Genomic DNA, 19,336 nt, shown 5'->3' with positions numbered 1-19,336 from the left:
GAGGTTCGTTACTTCCCCCCCGCGAAGCGCGGGGGGTTCTTTTCTCTGAATGATCTTTGATCGATATCACTGGATGATATAAGGGACCCCCAAGACAACTGCGGAACACATGAGGACGCAGATGCCCGGTCTTTGCCGAGATTGCCTGACCCCTTTGACGAACGAACGGCGCTGCACGGCCTGCGGCAGCCCCAGGGTAAAGTCTCATCCCGAACTGTTTGATCTGTCCATCGCACATATGGATTGCGATGCCTTCTATGCTTCGGTGGAAAAGCGGGACAATCCGGAACTGGCAGACAAGCCTGTCATCATCGGCGGCGGCAAACGCGGTGTTGTATCCACGGCATGCTACGTGGCCCGAATTCGCGGTGTGCGATCCGCCATGCCCATGTTCAAAGCGCTGCAACTGTGCCCCGATGCCGTCGTGATCAAACCACGCATGTCCGTGTATGCCCAGGTGTCACGGGACATCCGCGCCATGATGGACGAACTGACACCAGTGGTCGAACCCCTGTCCCTGGACGAAGCTTTCATGGACCTGTCCGGCACCGAACGCCTGCACGGAGCCCCCCCGGCCGTCATGCTGGCGCGCCTGGTCAAACGCATGAAGGATGAACTGGGTGTGACAGGATCCATCGGGCTGAGTCACAATAAGTTTCTGGCCAAGGTTGCCTCGGACCTCGACAAGCCCCGTGGGTTTTCGGTGATCGGCAAGGCCGAGACGGCTGAGTTTCTGAATGACAAACCCGTACGATTGATCTGGGGTATTGGCCCCGCTGCGCAGGAATCTCTGGACCGGGCAGGGATTCGAACCTTCAACGACCTGCTGCGTTGGGATCAGGAGGCTTTGACTGTGCGTTTCGGCTCGATGGGGTATCGCCTGTGGCATTTGGCACGGGGTCAGGACAAACGACGCGTTTCAGCCCATGAACCGATGAAATCCATCAGCAATGAGACCACGTTTTTCGAGGACACCGCCAATATTGATATTCTGGACGGACATTTGTGGCGCATGGCCCTGAAGGTCTCGGACCGGGCCAAGGCCAAGGATCTGGCTGGCCGGGTCGTTACGCTGAAGCTGAAGAAAGCCAATCACAAGATTCTGACACGGCGCGTGTCATTGCGGGACGCAACGCAGATCGCGGACAAAATCTATCGCACCGCAAAAGGGCTTTTCGATCAGGTGGGGGATCAGGGGCCATACCGCCTGTTGGGGTGTGGCCTGTCTGACCTGTGCCCGGCGGATCAGGCTGACATCTCCGGCGACCTGCTTGATCCCGGCGCCGTCCGCAGATCACAGGCCGAGCGGGCCACCGACCAGATCCGCCAGAGATTCGGCCCGGAAGCAATCGTGAAGGGCCGCGCTTTGCGCTAGTTTCATTCCGCCGCCAGACGGAGAGGTTTTGAACCGATTCTGGATATGTCGCGCACCACCTGCCGAAGGAGTTTCGAAAACGTCATGAAATTGGCGTTCGGCGCAATCTTTTCTTCGTCCATATACAAGGCCCGGTCGATTTCAATCTGGATCGCGTGTTGCTGGCGGGTGGGGCGGCCGTAAGTCTGTGTCACATAGGCCCCGGCAAACGGGGCGTTGCGCACCACATTCAGACCTGCCGCAGCAAACGCCGATTCGATGAGGTCCACGATTTCAGACGAGGCCGACGCACCGAACCGATCACCCAGCACGATCTCGGGCCGTTTGTTTCGGGTCGTACCAGCCATGGCCACCGCCTCATGCGGCATGGAGTGGCAATCCACCAGTATGGCCTGGCCGAATTTCTCGTGTGATTCGGCCAGCAGGGATTTCAAACGTGCATGATAGGGGCGCCAATAGGTGTCGATGCGCAGCCGCGCCTCGTCCATGGTCAGCTTGCCGCTGTAGATTGCCCGTCCATTGGCCACAACGCGGGGAATCACACCCAACCCGGATGCGACTCTGGGGTTGTGCCCATGCCTGCGGGCACCGCTGATCAGCGCCGGGTCCAGTTCGTCCAGACTGCGATTCAGGTCCAGATAGGCGCGTGGCATGGTCGCTTTGATCAAAGGCGCGCCATTCTCGGCCGCGGCAGCAAACAATTGATCCACGAAGGCGTCTTCCGAGGATCGAATCACGCTTTGATTCAGAACGGACCGCTTCAAAAACGCTTCGGGATAATTCCGCCCGCTATGAGGAGATGAAAAAACCACGCATGAACTGCGGTTTTCCGGCATATCCAATACAAAGGCTGCGTTCTGCATGATCCCTCCATGTTCGCAATCAACATAGACCGGAAAATAGTTCTACCAAACCCCTTGAACCCCTTTGCGACTCCTTTTATAGACCCCGCTACCGGCGCGGGGTTCCGCGCCCCATTTCGTTATGGGGCTGGGCACGCAAAGGGAAAGTGGGCGGTTAGCTCAGCGGTAGAGCACTTCGTTGACATCGAAGGGGTCACAAGTTCGATCCTTGTACCGCCCACCATGATTTCACTGTTCCGGAGATCCGGGACACCCGAGTAACCCAGGCGCTGGCCACGTCCTTGATGAAGGCGCCGCAGATTGGAGACAGACCATGAAGGTCAAGAACTCGCTCCGCTCGCTCAAGAATCGGCACCGCGACTGCCGTGTTGTGCGTCGCAAAGGCCGCGTCTACGTTATCAACAAGACGCAGCGCAAGTTCAAAGCTCGCCAGGGCTGAGAACAGCAAAACACCGTTTTAGAAAACCGCGCTCTTGAGCGCGGTTTTTTTGTTTTCTGCACCTGTGCGCCCGACGTGCTACCCTTGCTTCGACATTGCGGAGTGTGAAACCCATGCGCGAACACGGCATCGACGTACTGGTGGGAACGACCAAGGGAACGTTCATTATCTCTGGTGATCAGAACAGGTCAGATTGGAAAGTGACGGGCCCGCATTGTGAAGGATGGCCGATCAACCACGTCATCGGCGACAAGGAAACGGGCACGATTTGGGCCGGGGGCGGTGGTGACTGGCATGGCGCCGGAGTCTGGTGTTCCGAAGACGGCGGTGTGACTTGGCAGGTCGCAAAACTCACCAAGGGTCAAATGGACGAGTGGGCCGCCAACGACCAGGATTTTGCCCAGATGATCGGCTGGACCGGAGAACCCGCACCATTCGCCGATGAGTTTTCGCAGGTCTGGTCTTTGCGTTATCAACATGGAACGTTGTACGCAGGCACAAAACCGGCCCGCCTGCTAGCCAGCCACGATAATGGTCGGACATGGGACACGCTTAAGGGCCTGACAAACCACCCCTCGGCACCCGATTGGAATCCCGGCGGTGCGGGGCTGGTCCTGCATACAATCGTGACTGACCCAAATGATTCGAAAAAGCTCTGGGTCGGCATTTCCGCTGCGGGTGTGTTTGCAACCGAGGATGGTGGCGCAAGCTGGGAGCGGCGCAACAGATTGTCCAACGCCGAATCTTGCACGCATCATGATCATCCCGCTGCCCCCAGGGATGGTGAAACCGGTCATTGCGTCCACAACATGGTTCAAGCTCCGGGAACCGCGGATTTGCTGTACCAGCAAAACCATCACGGTGTTTGGCGCTCGGCCGACGGAGGGCGCAGTTGGGATGACATCACCGAAGGCCTGCCATCCACCTTTGGATTTCCGATTCATGTGCACCCACGTGATCCGGACACGATCTGGACATTGCCTTTGAACGGAGACAGCATCGGGCGCTATCCACCGGATGCCGCCGCGGCAGTTTGGAAATCCACAAACGGAGGCGCAACATGGCAAGACCAGCGACGTGGCTTGCCGCAAGAAAGCTGTTTTTTCACTGTTCTGCGACAGGCCATGGCCGGAGACCGCCGAGACCCCGCCGGTATCTATTTCGGGACCAACAGCGGCTCGGTTTTTGCCAGTGTTGATGAAGGGGACACATGGACGGAAGTCGCGCGCCATTTACCCACGATCCTTGCAGTTGAGGTGCTTGATCGTGAGTGATCCAGACACTGCCGTGTGACGCGGATCTTTCCGTTCAACACAACTCGCGCCCGCCCCCAACAAGGCTCGCAAGGGTGCCTGCGCTCATTTGACCGAGTAAATCTGTCGGATTTTCTTGCATCTCGCTGAGAATCGTATAATTGAGCAAATCAGTCGGGTTATCAACCGACGCGAAATTCAATTGTTGGGGCAAACTATGCTGAAATCCACAACCTGCCTGGCCGCCGCTCTGTCGGCATTGATCGCAACATCAGCCGCAGCTGAAGGCGAGCTGAACCTTTATTCGTCGCGCCACTATGACACTGACGAACGTCTTTACACGGACTTCGAAGAAGCGACCGGCATCAAGATCAACCGGATCGAAGGCAAGGCGGATGAATTGATCGCGCGCATGGAAGCCGAAGGCGCGAACTCTCCGGCGGATATCATGCTGACGGTCGACACGTCTCGCCTGGCGCGTGCCAAAGATGCGGGCATTCTGCAAGCCATCGACAGCGAAACCCTGGAGGAGCGCATCCCCGCCAACCTTCAGGACGAAGACAACCAGTGGTTCGGCTTCTCACAGCGCGGTCGGATCATCTTTTACAACAAAGAAAACGTTGCCAATCCGCCGGCCACTTACGCAGACCTCGCCAAGCCGGAATACAAGGGCCTGATCTGCATCCGGTCCTCGACCAACACCTACAACCAGACCCTGCTCGCCTCGATCATCACACATGAAGGTACCGAAGCTGCAAAATCCTGGGCGGAAGGCGTTGTCGCCAACATGGCCCGAGACCCGCAGGGAGGTGACACCGACCAGCTGCGTGGCATCGTTTCGGGTGAATGCGACATCGCTGTATCGAACACCTATTACTATGCACGGGCTATCCGCAAAGACGTCAAAGGCCTGTCCTCTGACCTCGACAAGATCGGCTGGGTCTTCCCCAATCAGGACAGCTATGGTGCGCATATGAACCTGTCGGGCGGTGGCGTCGCGGCACACGCGCCGAACAAGGAAAACGCAATCCTGTTCCTCGAGTATCTGGCAAGCGATCAGGCGCAGAAGTACTTCTCGGCGGGCAATGACGAATTCCCGGCAGTACAGAGTGTTGAGCTGGCGGAATCGGTAAAGGCCCTGGGTGAGTTCAAAGCTGACGACGTGAACCTGTCGGAGGTCGCAAAGAACATCCCGGAAGCACAGAAAATCTTTAACGAAGTCGGCTGGAAATAATCCACCACCTCATCAAGAGCTTGCGAAGGGCGCGGAGTTTCTGCGCCTTTTTCATTTACAAAATCGAATTTTGTATTTAACTTTTCCCCAAATTGAAAATTTTTCTCATTTGTGACCCATGCTCGACAACCTCTCAAACCGCCTTGCCGTCCGTTTGAACGATCTCCGCCACGGGCGCGGGTGGTCCCTGGATCAACTGGCCGCCCACAGCGGAATCAGCCGCGCCACGCTGTCCCGCATGGAGAAAGGAGAGGTCAGCCCCACCGCTGAGAATCTTGGCCGCCTCTGTGCCGCTTATGACCTGCCGATGTCCCGGCTTTTGATGATGGTCGAAGACAGCTTTGACCCCAAGGTGGCGTTTGAACGCCAGACCGAATGGCGTGATCCCGAAACCGGCTTTACCCGCCGTGCAGTTTCACCGCCAGCAAACGGCTTGAACGCCGAGGTCGTGGAATGCCACCTGCCGCGCGATACGGTCATCACTTACGAGGCGCCGCCCAAATCCGGGCAGGAACACCATCTGATCCTGATCGACGGCGCACTGACACTGACAGTTGACGGAACCCCCCATGCGCTGAGCGCCGGAGATTGCCTGCGCTATCACCTGTCGGGCCCAACCCGGTTCGAAACCGGGGCATCTCGCGGTGCGCGTTATCTTTTGGTGCTGATATGATCTCGCGTCTGACCGATCTCGATTTCAGCGCGGCAGTGGATGATCTGGCGGAAATCCTCCACGCCTGTGTGCATGACGGGGCCAGCATAGGCTTTGTCCTTCCGTTTACCGAGAGTGACGCACGAAATTACTGGCTGCAAAATGTTCCGCCTGAGCTGAAATCCGGTGCGTTGGAGCTGTTTGCCCTCCACGACAACGGGCGCATTCAGGGCACGGTGCAACTGATCCCCGCGACCATGCCCAATCAACCGCACCGCGCTGATGTTGCGAAACTTCTGGTGCACCCGAACGCCAGACGGCGCGGTTTTGGCCGCGCCTTGATGGAAGCCCTCTTTCAACGAGCGACAGAGTTGGAGCGCACGATGCTGGTTCTTGATACCCGCAGCACCGATCCTTCTCGATTGCTTTATCTGGACCTGGGGTTTCAGATCGCCGGGGAAATTCCGAACTATTGCCGGAACCCGTTCGAAACCAGACTGGAACCCACGACTTACATGTATAAAGAGCTGTCAGCCTGACGCCAAACAGCGACCGCATGACCGTGGATCATGGATTTTCCCCAGCAGTCCACGCGAAGTCGTGCGAAAGGTCCGGGGCATTCCCATGCCGCGCTTTTTCGCGGCGTGCGCTGCAACCAGGCCTGAACACAGCGGAACTCAATCGCCCGGCCACCTGAAGGGATGACCGGGCAATCAACTTTGTGCCTTGCGTTTAGAAATGCGCTGACTTCGTAACTGCGGGCTTTTCCATCGGAGGCGCAAATTTGGTCAGGTCGATACCTTTCACGGCCGATTTGTATTCCTCGGCGGTCGGCATTCGGCCCAAAACAGCCGACAGCACGACCACCGGGGTCGATGCCAGCAGGGATTCGCCTTTCTTGTCCGCCGCGTCCTCAACAACACGGCCTTGGAACAGTCGTGTGGACGTGGCCAGCACAGTGTCACCCTTTGCCGCTTTCTCCTGGTTGCCCATGCAGAGGTTACATCCCGGACGCTCCAGATACAGGATGTTCTCGTATTCCGTCCGCGCTTTGCTTTTTGGGAACAGATCGTCGAATTCAAAGCCTGAATACTTCTGAAGAATGCTCCACTCGCCTTCTTCTTTCAGCTCATCGATGATGTTGTAGGTGGGCGCAGCAACGACCAGCGGGGCCTTGAATTCTACTGTGCCCTTCTCCTGCTCGATGTTTTTCAGCATCTGCGAGACGATGACCAGATCGCCCTTGTGCACCATGCACGATCCAACAAATCCCAGATCGACCTTCTTTTCCCCTTTGTAGTGGGAAACCGGCCGGATCGTATCGTGGGTGTAACGTTTTGATACATCGGCGTTATTGACATCCGGGTCGGCGATCATGGGTTCGCTGATTTCATCTAGGTCAACCACCAACTCGGCAAAATACTTGGCGTTTTCATCCGGTTTCAGGGCCGGCTTTTCACCCGACTTGATTTCCGCGATCCGAGCGTTGGCCTTGTCGATCAGACCTTGCAGTGTCCGGGCTTCGTTATCCATTCCCTTGTCGATCATGATCTGAATACGGCTTCTCGCGATTTCCAGAGATTCGATCAACGTGTCATCCGCTGAGATGCAGATCGACGCCTTGGCCTTCATCTCGGCCGTCCAGTCAGTAAAGGTGAATGCCTGATCCGCCAGCAATGTGCCGATGTGAACTTCGATGATCCGCCCCTGGAACACGTTGTCGCCGAATTTCTTCAGCATCTGCGCCTGGGTGGCGTGAACCACATCGCGGAAATCCATGTGATCCGCCATCTGGCCCTTGAACGTCACCTTGACGGATTCCGGGATCGGCATGGTAGCTTCGCCAGTGGCCAGCGCCAGTGCAACAGTACCCGAGTCTGCACCAAACGCGACGCCTTTGGACATACGTGTATGCGAGTCGCCACCGATGATGATCGCCCAGTCATCCACGGTGATGTCATTCAGAACCTTGTGGATGACGTCTGTCATCGAGTGATAAACACCTTTGGGGTCACGCGCGGTGATCAGGCCAAAGTTGTTCATGAATTTCATCAGTTTTGGGATATTTGCCTGCGCCTTGGAATCCCAAACCGAAGCAGTATGACAGCCAGACTGATAGGCACCGTCAACCGTGGGCGATATCACTGTCGCCGCCATGGCTTCCAGTTCCTGCGCCGTCATCAGGCCGGTGGTGTCTTGCGAACCGACGATGTTGACCTTCACCCGAACGTCCGAGCCCGCATGCAGAACTTTGCTTTCGGCCACGCCAACCGCGTTTTTGTTGAATATCTTTTCAACCGCCGTCAGGCCCTGCCCTTCATGCGAAATCTCCTTGGACGGCGCGAAAGCGGATTTCACCTCGAGACCGAGCGTCTCGGCCGCGAATGTCTGAAGCTTTTTGCCAAAGACAATGGCATAAGATCCTCCGGCCTTTATGAACTCGGTCTTTTGCGGCGTGAAGGATGATGACAGATCGACCAGCTCTTTGTCGCCTGCGTCATTGTACAGCTTTTTGTCCTTGGTGTTGATGGTCAGTACCGTTCCTGTCTCGACGGAATATTTCTGCTCGAGGATAGGATTGCCGTCATTGTTCAGGATCGGATTGCCGTCGGCATCCACTTTCTTAACCCAGTTCTTGAGATCGATGCCGATCCCGCCGGTGACGCCGACGGTGGTCAGAAAGATCGGTGAAATCCCGTTTGTACCGGCAACAACCGGCGCGATGTTCACGAAAGGAACATAAGGGCTGGCTTGCTTTCCGGTCCACAATGCAACGTTGTTGACACCGGACATGCGCGACGATCCAACGCCCATCGTGCCTTTTTCAGCAACCAGCATGACGCGCTTGTCCGGGTGCTGTTTTTGCAAGTCCTGAATCTCGGCCTGTGCTTCGGGTGAGATCATGCACTTGCCGTGCAATTCACGGTCTGACCTCGAATGCGCCTGATTGCCGGGCGACAGAAGATCGGTCGAAATATCCCCTTCGGCCGCCACATAGGTCACAACCTTGATTTCTTCTTCGATGTCGGGAAGCCGGGTAAAGAACTCGGCCTTGGCATAGCTTTCCAGAATGTCACTGGCAAAGGCGTTCCCGGCCTCAAAGGCTGTTTTCAGACGGTTGGTATCTGCGTCGTACAGGAACACCTGGGTTTTCAGAACTGCCGCCGCTTTCTGCGCAATCTCTGCGTCATCGCCCAGCGCCAGATCAAGCAGAACCTCTACCGATGGGCCGCCCTTCATATGCGACAGCAATTCAAACGCGAAATCCTGCGAGATTTCTTCAACCGTCGCTTCACCCAGGATGATCTCTTTCAGAAAGCGCGCCTTTTCACCTGCGGCGCTGGTTGTGCCCGGAAGCGTGTTGTAGATGAAGTAGTTCAGTGAATCGGCGCGATGAGCGTGACCCGTATCTTTGATCTGCCCGATGATTTCCTGCAAAAGGGCACCGTCTTCGATGGGTTTGGGGTGCAGACCCTGTTCTTTGCGCGTCTCGATTTCGTTCAGGTATTCTGTGTAAAGGCTCATGACGGTTCCGACCATTTAGCTGATGCACCGGGCCACGTGAAAGCCCGGCACCTTGAATTTGTATGCGGCGGTATACCAAAGCGTACCGACGTGCAAGATGCCGATCTGCGACCCAGTGTCCTGCCCTACGGGCGATGCCCGCCGCAATGTCGGGCGGTGCGTCGATGGGAATGTTCGATCCCCTACCCCCCGAAAGCCGCAATAAGCGCTTTCGCCAAGGGCAAAGAAGAATAGCCCACCCGTGAAGGTGTAAGCCCCATCCGCACGACGACCATGTCACGCGACGGGAAAATTCCGATGGACTGACCGTCATGCCCTTGCAACCAAACCGCGTCTTCAAACGGTGGCAGGTCGCCCGGCGATTTCAACCAGAGATGACCCTTGGCATATTCACCGCCAGACGCCGCAACGGGTCCGAACATCCAGTCCACAAAACCTGTGGGCAAAATCTGTGCGCCGTCCCAAACCCCTTTTTGCAGCAGAAACTGGCCATACCTCGCCCAGTCTCGGGCCGTGGCGTACATATAGCTGGATCCGATGAATGTATCGGCGACATCTGTCTCGATGATCGCCGAAGCCATGCCAAGCGGTTCAAAAAGCGCATCCCGAGGATAGCTCAAACCGCCATCGGGCAGCTTGTCCTGCCACACCCGGGACAACACGGTGGACGTGCCGGAGGAATAGTTGAAGTCGGTTCCAATGCCGGCTTCCAGTGCACGGTCGGCAGCGAAACCGGCCATGTCATCGCTGAGATACAGCATCCTGGTCACGTCTGACACGTCTCCGTATTCTTCATTCCATTGCAGACCGCTTGTCATTGCCAGCATGTCCGCAACAGTAATGTCTCGCCTTGCGTCTTCTGCCCATTCGGGAAAACTGTCGACGAGGGTGTCCGATACATTCATCTGACCCGCTTTGATCAACGTTCCGATCAGCCCGGCCGTCACCGTCTTGGTCATGGACCAGCCCAGCAACGGTGTGTCGGCGTCAAACCCTTCCGCATAGCGTTCGGCCACGATACGCCCGCCTTGAACCACCACTACGGCGCGGTATCCTTCGCCAAGCAGCGTATCATCCGACAAGACGGCCTGAAATTTGGAATCATGAGACTGCGCAACGTCGTTTCCGCTTGGCCAAAGCCCTGTCGGCGCGGGCTTGGCAGCCTCAAGCCCTTGCGCACTCAGGGATGTAGCATGCACGTTGGTGCAGCCAAGCCCCTGCCGGAACTGCGACCTGGCGGGCGCGAAGAACCGAAAGAGCCGCGCATGAACAGTCTGCGCCTCTCGATCGACCTCAATCGAAACATGTTTGAGCAGCGGATGCCCCGGGGCCTGCACATCCACCGCAAGGACCTCTTCCGGATCACGTCCGGCAATGAAAACGTTTGAACAGACAATCTTAGCCGAGTAATTCGTGCCCACTTTCAACAAATCGGGCGGGGCGATCAGCAGATAACCAAGCAGCCCCACGATGCCCAGAACCACGACACCTAGACCCGTTTTCAATACCTTACTGAACATCCGCTGACCTGCCCTTTTGCTGTCTTTTCAGCACAGGTTAGATACATCCAGCTCGGTTTTGCCACTATTCCGTTGCGTATTCTTTCGATGCTGATCGCAAACTCGGCGCCTTTCTCGGTGAACTGCTCAAGTCGCCTCGTCGCTTTGATCCGGCGACAACCAAAAGCTTTGCGATTGCCCGGCAAGACGTTGCCAAATCTGTTCACTGAACTCTGGCTTCGCTTCGGTCAAACGGACCATTCTTATTGTCAGCGCCTGCGCAGGCAGAACCTCTTCAACGCTTACAAGCTGCCCCTGAGCAAGCGGCGTGGCGACCAAAGAATAGGGCAACCAGGCAACGCCGATTTCATTCACGGCATATTGCAGCATCGCCAGCGTCAGGGCCGTCTCGGCCTTGGCCACGAGTCTGGTTTCGTCGGGCAAACGCGGTGCAATCAATCGGGAAAACACTTGCCCAAGAAAAACATCAGGCGGGTAGACAATCGCAGAAATAGTCTTGCCATCCAATTCCCCGCGCATTGCCGGTGCGCATACCGGGATCAATGTGTCGGCACCAAGCGTCCTCGCCTCGAACGCACTTTCGAGGTTCTGCACCCCACCGTCCGATGCCGCGTACATGATCGCGAAATCGACTTCTTTCGAGATCAGTTGCAACAGGCATTCGTCCTGATTCCCCGATCGCACCTGAACCGAGATATCGCTGTTTTCGGTCAACATCCGGACCACTTTCGGCGAGACGGTTGTCGTCAACGCATGCTGGCACACGAGCGACAAAGACTGGCTGGCCTGATCGCTTTCTGTTTTCAAACTGTGACGCAGTTTGTGCAGACGCGCGCTCAGCTCGCGCAGTTCAGGTTCCAACGCCTGAACGCCCGGCATTAGGGATACGGGTTTGCGGCGACGATCAAACAGGGTCGCTCCGATACTGCCTTCGATGAGCCGCACCCGACGGGTAAAGGCAGATTGGGTCAGCAGCCGTTTTTCCGCGGCGCGCGTCAGCGATCCGCTGTCCAGCACGGCCAATATGTCATCGATCCATTCCAAACGCATGTGAATCAGATAGCCCAGACCTCACTAATATGCAATTTTTGCAACATACTCACTGAATTTCGAATTGGAAGAGCGGCAACACACAGCGTAAATTGACGAAAATAAATATTAGGAATTGTGACATGCATCTTGCGCGCTTTCCCCGCCTTCACCTCGCCCATCTTCCGACACCGCTTGAACCGATGAAGCGGCTTTCCAAAGAACTGGGGGTGGAAATCTGGATCAAGCGCGACGATTGCACCGGCATGTCAACCGGCGGCAACAAGACCCGCAAGCTGGAATTTCTGATGGCCGAAGCGGAAGCGCAGGGCGCCGACATGGTGATGACGCAAGGTGCCACTCAAACCAACCACGGTCGACAAACCGCAGCGTTTGCCGCCAAGCTGGGCCTTGATTGCCATATTCTTCTGGAAGATCGCACCGGCTATCAAGATGGCAACTACAATACAAATGGCAATGTCCTGCTGGACCACTTGCACGGCGCGACCACCCAGAAGTTTCCCGGGGGTCACGATATGCCGGGCGAAATGGAAAAGGCTGCCGCGAAGAAACGGGCAAAAGGCCGCAATGTCTATGTCATTCCTGGCGGCGGCTCGAACCCGACCGGGGCGCTGGGCTATGTAAACGCGGCCTTTGAACTGTTGGGTCAGGCCAATGACAGCGGATTGCGGATTGACCGGCTGGTACATGCAACCGGGTCGTCCGGTACGCAGGCAGGTTTGGTGACGGGAATGTGCGCCATGAATGCGCAGGTGCCGGTGCTTGGCATCGGGACAAGGGCACCTCGGCCAAAGCAGGAACAGATGGTGTACGACCTCGCCTGCAAGACCGCCGAAAAGCTGGGGTGCGCGGGCGTGGTAAAGCGTGAAGATGTCATGGCCAATACCGACTATGTCGGCGAAGGCTATGGCCTGCCCACTGAAAGCGGCATCGAAGCGATCCAGATGTTTGCCGAATTGGAAGGTATCCTTCTGGATCCCTGCTACTCGGCCAAGGGTGCGGCGGGCCTGATCGATCTGGCGCGCAAAGGCGAATTCAAAGACCAGCGGGTCGTTTTCCTTCACACGGGTGGCGCGGCGGCCTTGGCGGGGTATGACTTTGCCTTCGATCACAAATACCGCTGGGTGAATATCTGAGCAATGACACTGCGCCCCATCGGCATTCTTGGCGGCATGGGCCCTGAGGCAACGATCCTCCTCCAGCGCAAGCTGGTCGAGGCTGTGCCGGTGAGCGACGACCGGGACCACATTCCGCTTTTGATCGACATGAACACTCAGGTCCCGTCACGGATCGCGCATTTGATCGAAGGGGCGGGCGAAGATCCGGGGCCGACACTGGCGGCGATGGCGCGACGTCTTCAGGATGCCGGCGCCGTGGCGCTGGCAATGCCCTGCAACACGGCGCATCACTATGCCAAGGCGATCACCGATGCCGTGACCGTTCCGCTGTTGAACATGGTTGAACTGGCCGCGGATCACGCCGTCGGGACACTCGGGAAGGGTGGGTGCGTTGGTGTGCTCGCTTCTCCGGCGGTGCGCCGTACTTGTCTTTTCGAAACAGCCCTGCACGCGCGCGGGCTGTCAACCGTTTGGCCAACGGATGACAACGCGATGCTGGCGGCGATCCGCGCGATCAAGGTCAACGGCCAAAGCGACAAGGCGCGCGAAACGTTGCGAGCGTCCTCAAGGGCCTTGGTCAAGGCGGGGGCGGGCTTGCAGTTTGTCGCTTGCTCAGAGTTCTCTCTCATTGCCGACAGCGTCGCGGATGACGCCAATGCAGTGGATACGATCGATCTGCTGGTCCGCGCGATCGTCAATTTTTCTCAGACGGGCCGGCATACGAGGTAAAGGCGCATTTTCCGTTCAACGGCCGGTCGGTGCTCCAAAACGAATCCGTCCGGTCACAAACGCTGCCAAAGCTGGTGCGCGATCTGATCCAAGCTGGCCGGATTGGAAAAGGCTGAAATCGTCAACGTTGCACACCATGCATCGTCACCGATCGGCACCAGCAACCCCTGATCCAGCTCCGCCGAGATCGACGTTTCGGGCATCCAGGCAAATCCGCTGCCGGTCATCAATCTTCGCTTGATCGTTTCGACGAGGCTATCGACATATATCGTTTCGGTATTCTGGGGTTTCCGGTCAACGGTGTTTTCAACGACCATGCCCAAGAAGGACGATCGGTCATAGGCCAGATAAGGGATCGGCGGGCCATCCTGCCGGGACAAATCCCAACCCAGTGTCCGAACCGGCTGTGCGGCAGCCACCGGTATCAGACGGTCCTTCAACAGATCCTTACGCTCGAACGCGGTTTCGTCGATCATGGGCGAGACAGTATGGTGATAGTAGCACAGCAGGATATCCACCGCGCCTTCGACCAAAAGATCACAGCAGGTGCTCAGAGAATCGGACAGGACGCGCGTGCGCAATTCCGGGATCTGCTTCTGCAACTCTTCTATGCGGGTCGCCAAAAAATTAACCGCAATGGTGTGCAGAACCGAAAACCGGATGAACCGACTGTCGCCCCGGTCGGCGTCCCGCAGGGATTGGCGGGATTCAGACAGCTGTGAAATTGCCGCCTGGGCAACAGGCAGGAATTGTTTGCCGGCCTCGGTCAATTGCACCGGATAGGTTGCCCGATTGACCAAAGGCAGCCCCACCCAGCTTTCCAACGCTTTGATTCTGCGACTGAATGCGGATTGCGTGATGTTACGTTCATCAGACGCACGGGTGAAGTTCAAGGTCCGGGCGAGGCATTCAAAATCGCGTAACCAATTCAGATCCAATGCGTATCCCCGCTTGTGAAAGAGCATCTTCAGCAAGGATACAGAAAATTATGCAGAAAAAGAATAGTTTGATGAAATGTTCGAATTGGCTCTCGGAAAAGCTCCTGTTCTAGACTTCCGGGCAGGGTCTGGCGGTTGGTCTTGTTTCAGCCTTCCGTCCGAATGTGTCGCCAAAGGCATGTTGGCGCCCCCCTATTGCGCGACGGGAAAATCGAACGACGGAAAGAACGACGCCGAACCACGGCGCAATTCAACAGAGGAGAAGACCATGAGAACCAATCTGAAAAAGCTGGGGATGGCTGCTGTGGTCAGCGTCTGCGCTGTACCGGCTTTCGCAGCCGAAGAGGTGAAAATCGGCGTGCCATCCTGGACCGGTGCACAAGCGATTGCCCATGTGCTGGGCGCGGTAGTGGAAATGCGCATCGGGGGCAAAGTGGAATATGTGCCCGGCAACAACGCCACGATCTTTCAGGCGATGGATCAGGGCAAGGGCGATATCGACGTTCATCCCGACGTTTGGCTGCCCAACCAGGAAAGCTTCACCAAGAAATATGTGGACGAAGCGGGCACCGTCACTCTGTCATCGAACCCCTACGAGGGTAATCAGGGTTTCTGCGTCAGCAAAGACTTTGGTGAAGCCAACAACATCACCGACATCGCCGATCTGGGCCGCCCGGATGTGGCCGCATTGATGGACAGTGACGGCAATGGCAAAGGTGAAATGTGGATTGGCGCGCCAGGTTGGGCTTCGGCCAACGTGAACGAAGTCAAAACCCGCGATTACGGCCTGCTTGATTTCATTGAGCCGATACGCGCCGAGGAAAGCGTGAAAACCGCGCGGATCAAGGACAGCATCGCCAAGGGCGAAGGCTACGCCTTTTATTGCTACAAGCCGCATGCTGTCTGGTACATGTTCGACGTCCAGATGTTGACCGAGCCACAATTCGACCCGGCAAAATACGTGATGGTCCAACCGTCTGATGACCCGGACTGGTACAACAAATCCAATGTTGCGACCAAGGACGCGCTCAAGAACGTGCAGATTGCGTGGTCCAACACGCTGCCAGAGCGTTCTCCGGCGATTGCCGATTTCTTGGCGAATTTCGCATTGACGGCGGATGATGTCAGCGGGTTCGCCTATGAGATCAGCGGCAAGGGCCGCGACCCGGCGGACGTTGCCCGTGAATGGGTCGAAGCAAACCCGGATCGTGTCGACGCCTGGCTGGGTCTCTGATCTTTCGTCCCAAAACAGGGTGGCGGCAATGGACGGCGCCACCCAAATGCGCACCTCTGGGGGACTTATGAGCGACGACACCGTTATTGAAATCTCAAATGTCTGGAAGATTTTCGGGGGCAGGCCCGAGGTGGCGCTGCAGGCAATCCGCGACCGTGGATTGGACAAGGCCCAGGTGCTGGCGGAATACAACTGCGTTGTCGGCGTCGCGGATGTCAGTCTTTCGGTCAACCGGGGCGAGATATTCTGCATCATGGGCCTGTCAGGCAGCGGGAAGTCCACTCTGGTTCGCCATTTCAACCGGCTGTTGGAACCCACCGCAGGCAAGATCGAAATCGAAGGCACTGACGTGATGGCCCTGGGCCCGAAAGAGCTTCAGCAGTTTCGCAACAACAAGATTGGCATGGTGTTTCAGAACTTTGCGCTGATGCCGCATCGGTCTGTGCTGGACAATGTCGCAATGCCGCTGGAGATCCGGCAGGTCAGCAAAAATGAACGCATGCGTCAGGCCGCGGCTATTCTGGATATCGTCGAACTCGGAGCCTGGGGATCGAAATTCGCACACGAGCTGTCCGGGGGTATGCAGCAACGTGTGGGCCTTGCCCGGGCACTGGCAGCGAACCCGGATGTGTTGTTGATGGACGAACCGTTCTCGGCGTTGGACCCGTTGATCCGTCGGCAATTGCAGGATGAGTTCATTCGACTGAGCAAAATCCTGAAAAAGACGACGATCTTCATCACCCATGATTTGGATGAAGCCGTCCGCATCGGGAACCGGATCGCAATCATGCGCGACGGCAAGGTGGTGCAGATCGGGACGGCCGAAGACATCGTCATGAACCCCGCCGACGACTATGTCGCCGATTTCGTGGCGGGTATCTCAAGGCTCAAGGTGGTGCGTGCCCACGCGGTCATGCGGCCCATACCGGAATATGTCGCGACCCACGGTCCTCTGCCCTCGGATGCCCCGCGTGTGAATGAAGGCGAAAACCTGAGCACGCTGATCAATCTGGCAATCGACACCGACAGCGCGATCCTTGTGGAGGACGGCGGCGAGGATGTTGGCGTCATAACCCGTGCCGATCTGTTGCGCACCGTGATCGAAGGAACCGAAGTGTCATGAGGTCTTCAGATGTGAACCCGCTGGAAGATACCGAGAGCGAAGCAGCCCAGGCATATGCCGAAGAGCGGCGCGAAAACATCCGGGCCTTTGTTCGCACCAGCCCCGACTATTACATCCGCAACTTCGACAAGATCGGCGCGTCGTCCCGCTTTACGCCGACTTTCAATCTGATGGCCGGGTTGTTTGGCCCGGTCTGGTTCGGTGCGCGGGGCTTGTGGTCATGGGCGTTGCCATTTCTGATCCTGGAAACAATAGCCTATGTGCAGATCGCGCGCGGGTTGTTCGGCGACCTGGCGGCCGAGGCAATGGAACGCATCGCGTCAATTGAAGGGACGCTTGAGCTGCGCCGTCAGCAGTTGGCCGCTGCCATCGAAAACAACTCGGACAAGATCGATGTCTATCAGCGAACGGTGGACTCGCTCGAGGAAAACATAGGCGGCATCCGCGCCGAAGCCGAAGCAATGGCCGCTGAAGGTCCTTACATTGTTCTGACCGGCCTGATCATTCTGATCATCGTCAAGCTTGTTCAGTCTCAGGTGGCAAATTGGGCGCTCGAGTCGCGTTTCTCGGAATGGCTGTCAGATCGTTTAATCCGATCTGCAATGCCGGTATCGCAGATCGTGTTCAGCGCGATCTTCATGGCGCTGATCGTTGCTGCGGCGATGATGCATTACAGCTTTCCTGGGCGTTTCTCGTTGCTCAGCCATTTCCCGACAGACCCCAATATCCGCCTGACCAGCATCACCTGGGTGGAAGATTTCATCGCCTGGTGCGTGCGCAACAGCGAAGCGTTCTTTGACGGGCTGACATTCGGCATCCGTACCCTGCTGGACGCGCTTGAGGTCATCTTGGTGCAGACGCCTTGGATCGTGATCGCCAGTCTCATCATTCTGCTGACATGGCTGACTGCGGGTGTCAGCACGGCAATCTATTCGGGCGCGTTTCTGGCCTATATGGGGCTGTTGGGCTTTTGGGAGGGCGCAATGACCACGCTGGCCTTGTTGGGGACAGCGGCATGCCTGTCGATTGTCATCGGAATTCCACTGGGCATGTTCGCGGCGCGTCGCCCTCGGTTCTACGCTTTCATCCAGCCGATCATGGATTTCATGCAAACCATGCCCGCCTTTGTTTTCATGGTCCCCGTGATCGCGTTTTTTGGTGTCGGCAAGCCGGCGGCGGTTGTGGTCACGATGATTTTCGGTGGTACGCCCGTGGTGCGCCTGACCGTTCTCGGCTTGCGTGGCGTGCCCGAAAGCGTGCGCGAGGCGGCGATCAGTTTCGGCGCCAACAAATGGTACCTGCTCACCAAAGTCGACTTGCCGCTGGCAAGCCCGTCGATCCGGGCGGGGATCAATCAGACAATCATGTTGTCACTGGCAATGGTTGTTGTTGCGTCTCTGATCGGTGCCAAAGGGCTGGGCGAGGATGTTCTTGAAGCGTTGCAATACGCGAATGTGGGCCAGGGTATTCTTGCGGGGTTCTCAATCCTGTTCTGTGCCATGATCCTCGATCGGATTGTACAGGGCGGCCGGAAATGACACCCATCGTGTTTGTTCACGGGTTCCTGGGCGGCAGTCGGCAATGGCAGCGGCAGGTCGAGGCCCTGAAAGGTTACGATGTCATCACGCTGGATCTGCCGGGTTTTGGCGAAAATGCGCAACGTGACGCGTTTTGCAGCATCTCGGGATTCGCGGACTGGGCTCTGAATGAGCTGACGATGCGCGACATCGAGACATTCCACCTGGTTGGTCACTCGATGGGTGGAATGGTCGCGCAGGAAATGGTTGCCCGTGCGCCCGAGCGTATTGACCGTTTGGTTCTTTATGGCACCGGCTCCGTCGGTGTGCTGCCCGGGCGGTTTGAGACCATCGACACCTCGAAAACCCGTGCCTGTGCAGACGGGCCGAAAGTGACGGCGCGGCGGATTGCGGCAACCTGGTTTCTCGAACGCGAAAATGCTTTGGAATATGAACTTTGCGCCACGATAGCCCAGAAAAGCAACCTGAAGGCCATGCTCGCTGGATTGGATGCGATGCACTCCTGGAGCGGCGCTGAAAACCTGCCGGCAATCAAGACCAAGACGCTGATTATCTGGGGGGATCGTGATCGCACCTACCCATGGAGTCAGACGGAACAGTTGTGGCAATCCATCCCGAATGCAAACCTCGCGGTGATACCAAACTCTGCACATGCGACGCATCTGGAAAAAGCCGAGCTGTTCAACGGGATATTGCGAGACTACTTTGCTGCCTGATGAATTGCGCCAAACAATTGAACCGGTCA

At 57.0% G+C, this 19,336-nt stretch carries 17 protein-coding genes and 1 tRNA gene; 13 read left to right on the top strand and 5 right to left on the bottom strand.

The features are described 5' to 3' along the window. Window positions 1-121: 121 nt before the first annotated feature. Window positions 122-1,375 carry a DNA polymerase IV gene (locus GS605_RS12255; RefSeq protein WP_171635755.1) on the top strand — a complete coding sequence of 418 codons (1,254 nt, stop codon included), beginning with the start codon at window positions 122-124 and terminating at the stop codon, window positions 1,373-1,375. A 2-nt stretch (window positions 1,376-1,377) separates the two neighbouring features. Here the strand turns inward: GS605_RS12255 and GS605_RS12250 are convergent, their stop codons facing one another. Then, window positions 1,378-2,238, bottom strand: coding sequence for an N-formylglutamate amidohydrolase (locus GS605_RS12250; protein WP_171635753.1), 861 nt, complete (start codon window positions 2,236-2,238; stop codon window positions 1,378-1,380). 148 nt (window positions 2,239-2,386) lie between these two features. Here GS605_RS12250 and GS605_RS12245 point away from each other — a divergent pair. The 6 genes from GS605_RS12245 (at window position 2,387) to GS605_RS12220 (ending at window position 6,355) form a co-directional block, all read left to right on the top strand. Further along, window positions 2,387-2,461, top strand: a tRNA-Val gene (locus tag GS605_RS12245). Between the two features lie 90 nt (window positions 2,462-2,551). Then, window positions 2,552-2,677 carry a type B 50S ribosomal protein L36 gene (gene ykgO, locus GS605_RS12240; RefSeq protein ID WP_005648635.1) on the top strand — a complete coding sequence of 42 codons (126 nt, stop codon included), beginning with the start codon at window positions 2,552-2,554 and terminating at the stop codon, window positions 2,675-2,677. Window positions 2,678-2,790: 113 nt separating this feature from the next. Beyond that, window positions 2,791-3,951 (top strand): sialidase family protein, encoded by a 1,161-nt coding sequence (locus GS605_RS12235; protein WP_171724157.1) that lies wholly within the window; start codon window positions 2,791-2,793, stop codon window positions 3,949-3,951. Between the two features lie 196 nt (window positions 3,952-4,147). Next, a complete protein-coding gene (locus tag GS605_RS12230; protein ID WP_171120613.1) occupies window positions 4,148-5,164 on the top strand; it encodes a Fe(3+) ABC transporter substrate-binding protein in 1,017 nt (338 codons plus the stop codon). A 118-nt stretch (window positions 5,165-5,282) separates the two neighbouring features. After that, the gene (locus GS605_RS12225) at window positions 5,283-5,837 is read left to right on the top strand and encodes a helix-turn-helix domain-containing protein (RefSeq protein WP_171724156.1); all 555 of its coding nucleotides are present in this window, start codon (window positions 5,283-5,285) and stop codon (window positions 5,835-5,837) included. Further along, window positions 5,834-6,355 (top strand): GNAT family N-acetyltransferase, encoded by a 522-nt coding sequence (locus GS605_RS12220; RefSeq protein ID WP_171120616.1) that lies wholly within the window; start codon window positions 5,834-5,836, stop codon window positions 6,353-6,355. Before GS605_RS12225 ends, GS605_RS12220 begins: the two co-directional genes overlap by 4 nt. 193 nt (window positions 6,356-6,548) lie before the next feature. Here the strand turns inward: GS605_RS12220 and GS605_RS12215 are convergent, their stop codons facing one another. The 3 genes from GS605_RS12215 to GS605_RS12205 all read right to left on the bottom strand — a co-directional run bounded on the left by GS605_RS12215 (window position 6,549) and on the right by GS605_RS12205 (window position 11,911). Further along, the gene (locus tag GS605_RS12215) at window positions 6,549-9,341 is read right to left on the bottom strand and encodes a bifunctional aconitate hydratase 2/2-methylisocitrate dehydratase (protein WP_171724155.1); all 2,793 of its coding nucleotides are present in this window, start codon (window positions 9,339-9,341) and stop codon (window positions 6,549-6,551) included. A gap of 182 nt (window positions 9,342-9,523) precedes the next feature. After that, window positions 9,524-10,861: a serine hydrolase gene (locus GS605_RS12210; protein ID WP_171724154.1), complete on the bottom strand. Its 1,338-nt coding sequence runs from the start codon at window positions 10,859-10,861 to the stop codon at window positions 9,524-9,526. 126 nt (window positions 10,862-10,987) lie between these two features. Further along, the gene (locus GS605_RS12205) at window positions 10,988-11,911 is read right to left on the bottom strand and encodes a LysR family transcriptional regulator (RefSeq protein ID WP_171724153.1); all 924 of its coding nucleotides are present in this window, start codon (window positions 11,909-11,911) and stop codon (window positions 10,988-10,990) included. Between the two features lie 122 nt (window positions 11,912-12,033). Here GS605_RS12205 and GS605_RS12200 point away from each other — a divergent pair, with 122 nt between their 5' ends. Both GS605_RS12200 and GS605_RS12195 read left to right on the top strand, forming a co-directional pair. After that, window positions 12,034-13,047: a D-cysteine desulfhydrase gene (locus GS605_RS12200; RefSeq protein WP_171724152.1), complete on the top strand. Its 1,014-nt coding sequence runs from the start codon at window positions 12,034-12,036 to the stop codon at window positions 13,045-13,047. A gap of 3 nt (window positions 13,048-13,050) precedes the next feature. Continuing rightward, on the top strand, window positions 13,051-13,758 hold the full coding sequence (locus tag GS605_RS12195; protein ID WP_171724151.1) for an aspartate/glutamate racemase family protein: 708 nt from the start codon (window positions 13,051-13,053) through the stop codon (window positions 13,756-13,758). A 53-nt stretch (window positions 13,759-13,811) separates the two neighbouring features. Here the strand turns inward: GS605_RS12195 and GS605_RS12190 are convergent, their stop codons facing one another. Continuing rightward, a complete protein-coding gene (locus GS605_RS12190; protein WP_171635733.1) occupies window positions 13,812-14,696 on the bottom strand; it encodes a LysR family transcriptional regulator in 885 nt (294 codons plus the stop codon). A 268-nt stretch (window positions 14,697-14,964) separates the two neighbouring features. On the opposite strand from GS605_RS12190, the gene GS605_RS12185 reads away from it, so the two are divergent. The 4 genes from GS605_RS12185 (at window position 14,965) to GS605_RS12170 (ending at window position 19,307) form a co-directional block, all read left to right on the top strand. Then, window positions 14,965-15,930, top strand: a complete 966-nt coding sequence (locus GS605_RS12185; protein ID WP_171724150.1) for a glycine betaine ABC transporter substrate-binding protein — start codon at window positions 14,965-14,967, stop codon at window positions 15,928-15,930. Between the two features lie 67 nt (window positions 15,931-15,997). Then, window positions 15,998-17,053, top strand: a complete 1,056-nt coding sequence (locus tag GS605_RS12180; RefSeq protein WP_171724149.1) for a glycine betaine/L-proline ABC transporter ATP-binding protein — start codon at window positions 15,998-16,000, stop codon at window positions 17,051-17,053. Continuing rightward, window positions 17,050-18,591: a proline/glycine betaine ABC transporter permease gene (locus GS605_RS12175; RefSeq protein WP_171724148.1), complete on the top strand. Its 1,542-nt coding sequence runs from the start codon at window positions 17,050-17,052 to the stop codon at window positions 18,589-18,591. Before GS605_RS12180 ends, GS605_RS12175 begins: the two co-directional genes overlap by 4 nt. Continuing rightward, window positions 18,588-19,307 carry an alpha/beta fold hydrolase gene (locus GS605_RS12170; protein ID WP_171724147.1) on the top strand — a complete coding sequence of 240 codons (720 nt, stop codon included), beginning with the start codon at window positions 18,588-18,590 and terminating at the stop codon, window positions 19,305-19,307. Before GS605_RS12175 ends, GS605_RS12170 begins: the two co-directional genes overlap by 4 nt. The last annotated feature ends 29 nt before the right edge of the window (window positions 19,308-19,336 follow it).

The organism is Ruegeria sp. HKCCD7559, assembly GCF_013110575.1.
Classification (GTDB): domain Bacteria; phylum Pseudomonadota; class Alphaproteobacteria; order Rhodobacterales; family Rhodobacteraceae; genus Ruegeria.
The sequence above is the reverse complement of the archived record's forward strand: the minus strand, read 5'-3'. Positions and strand labels throughout refer to the sequence as shown.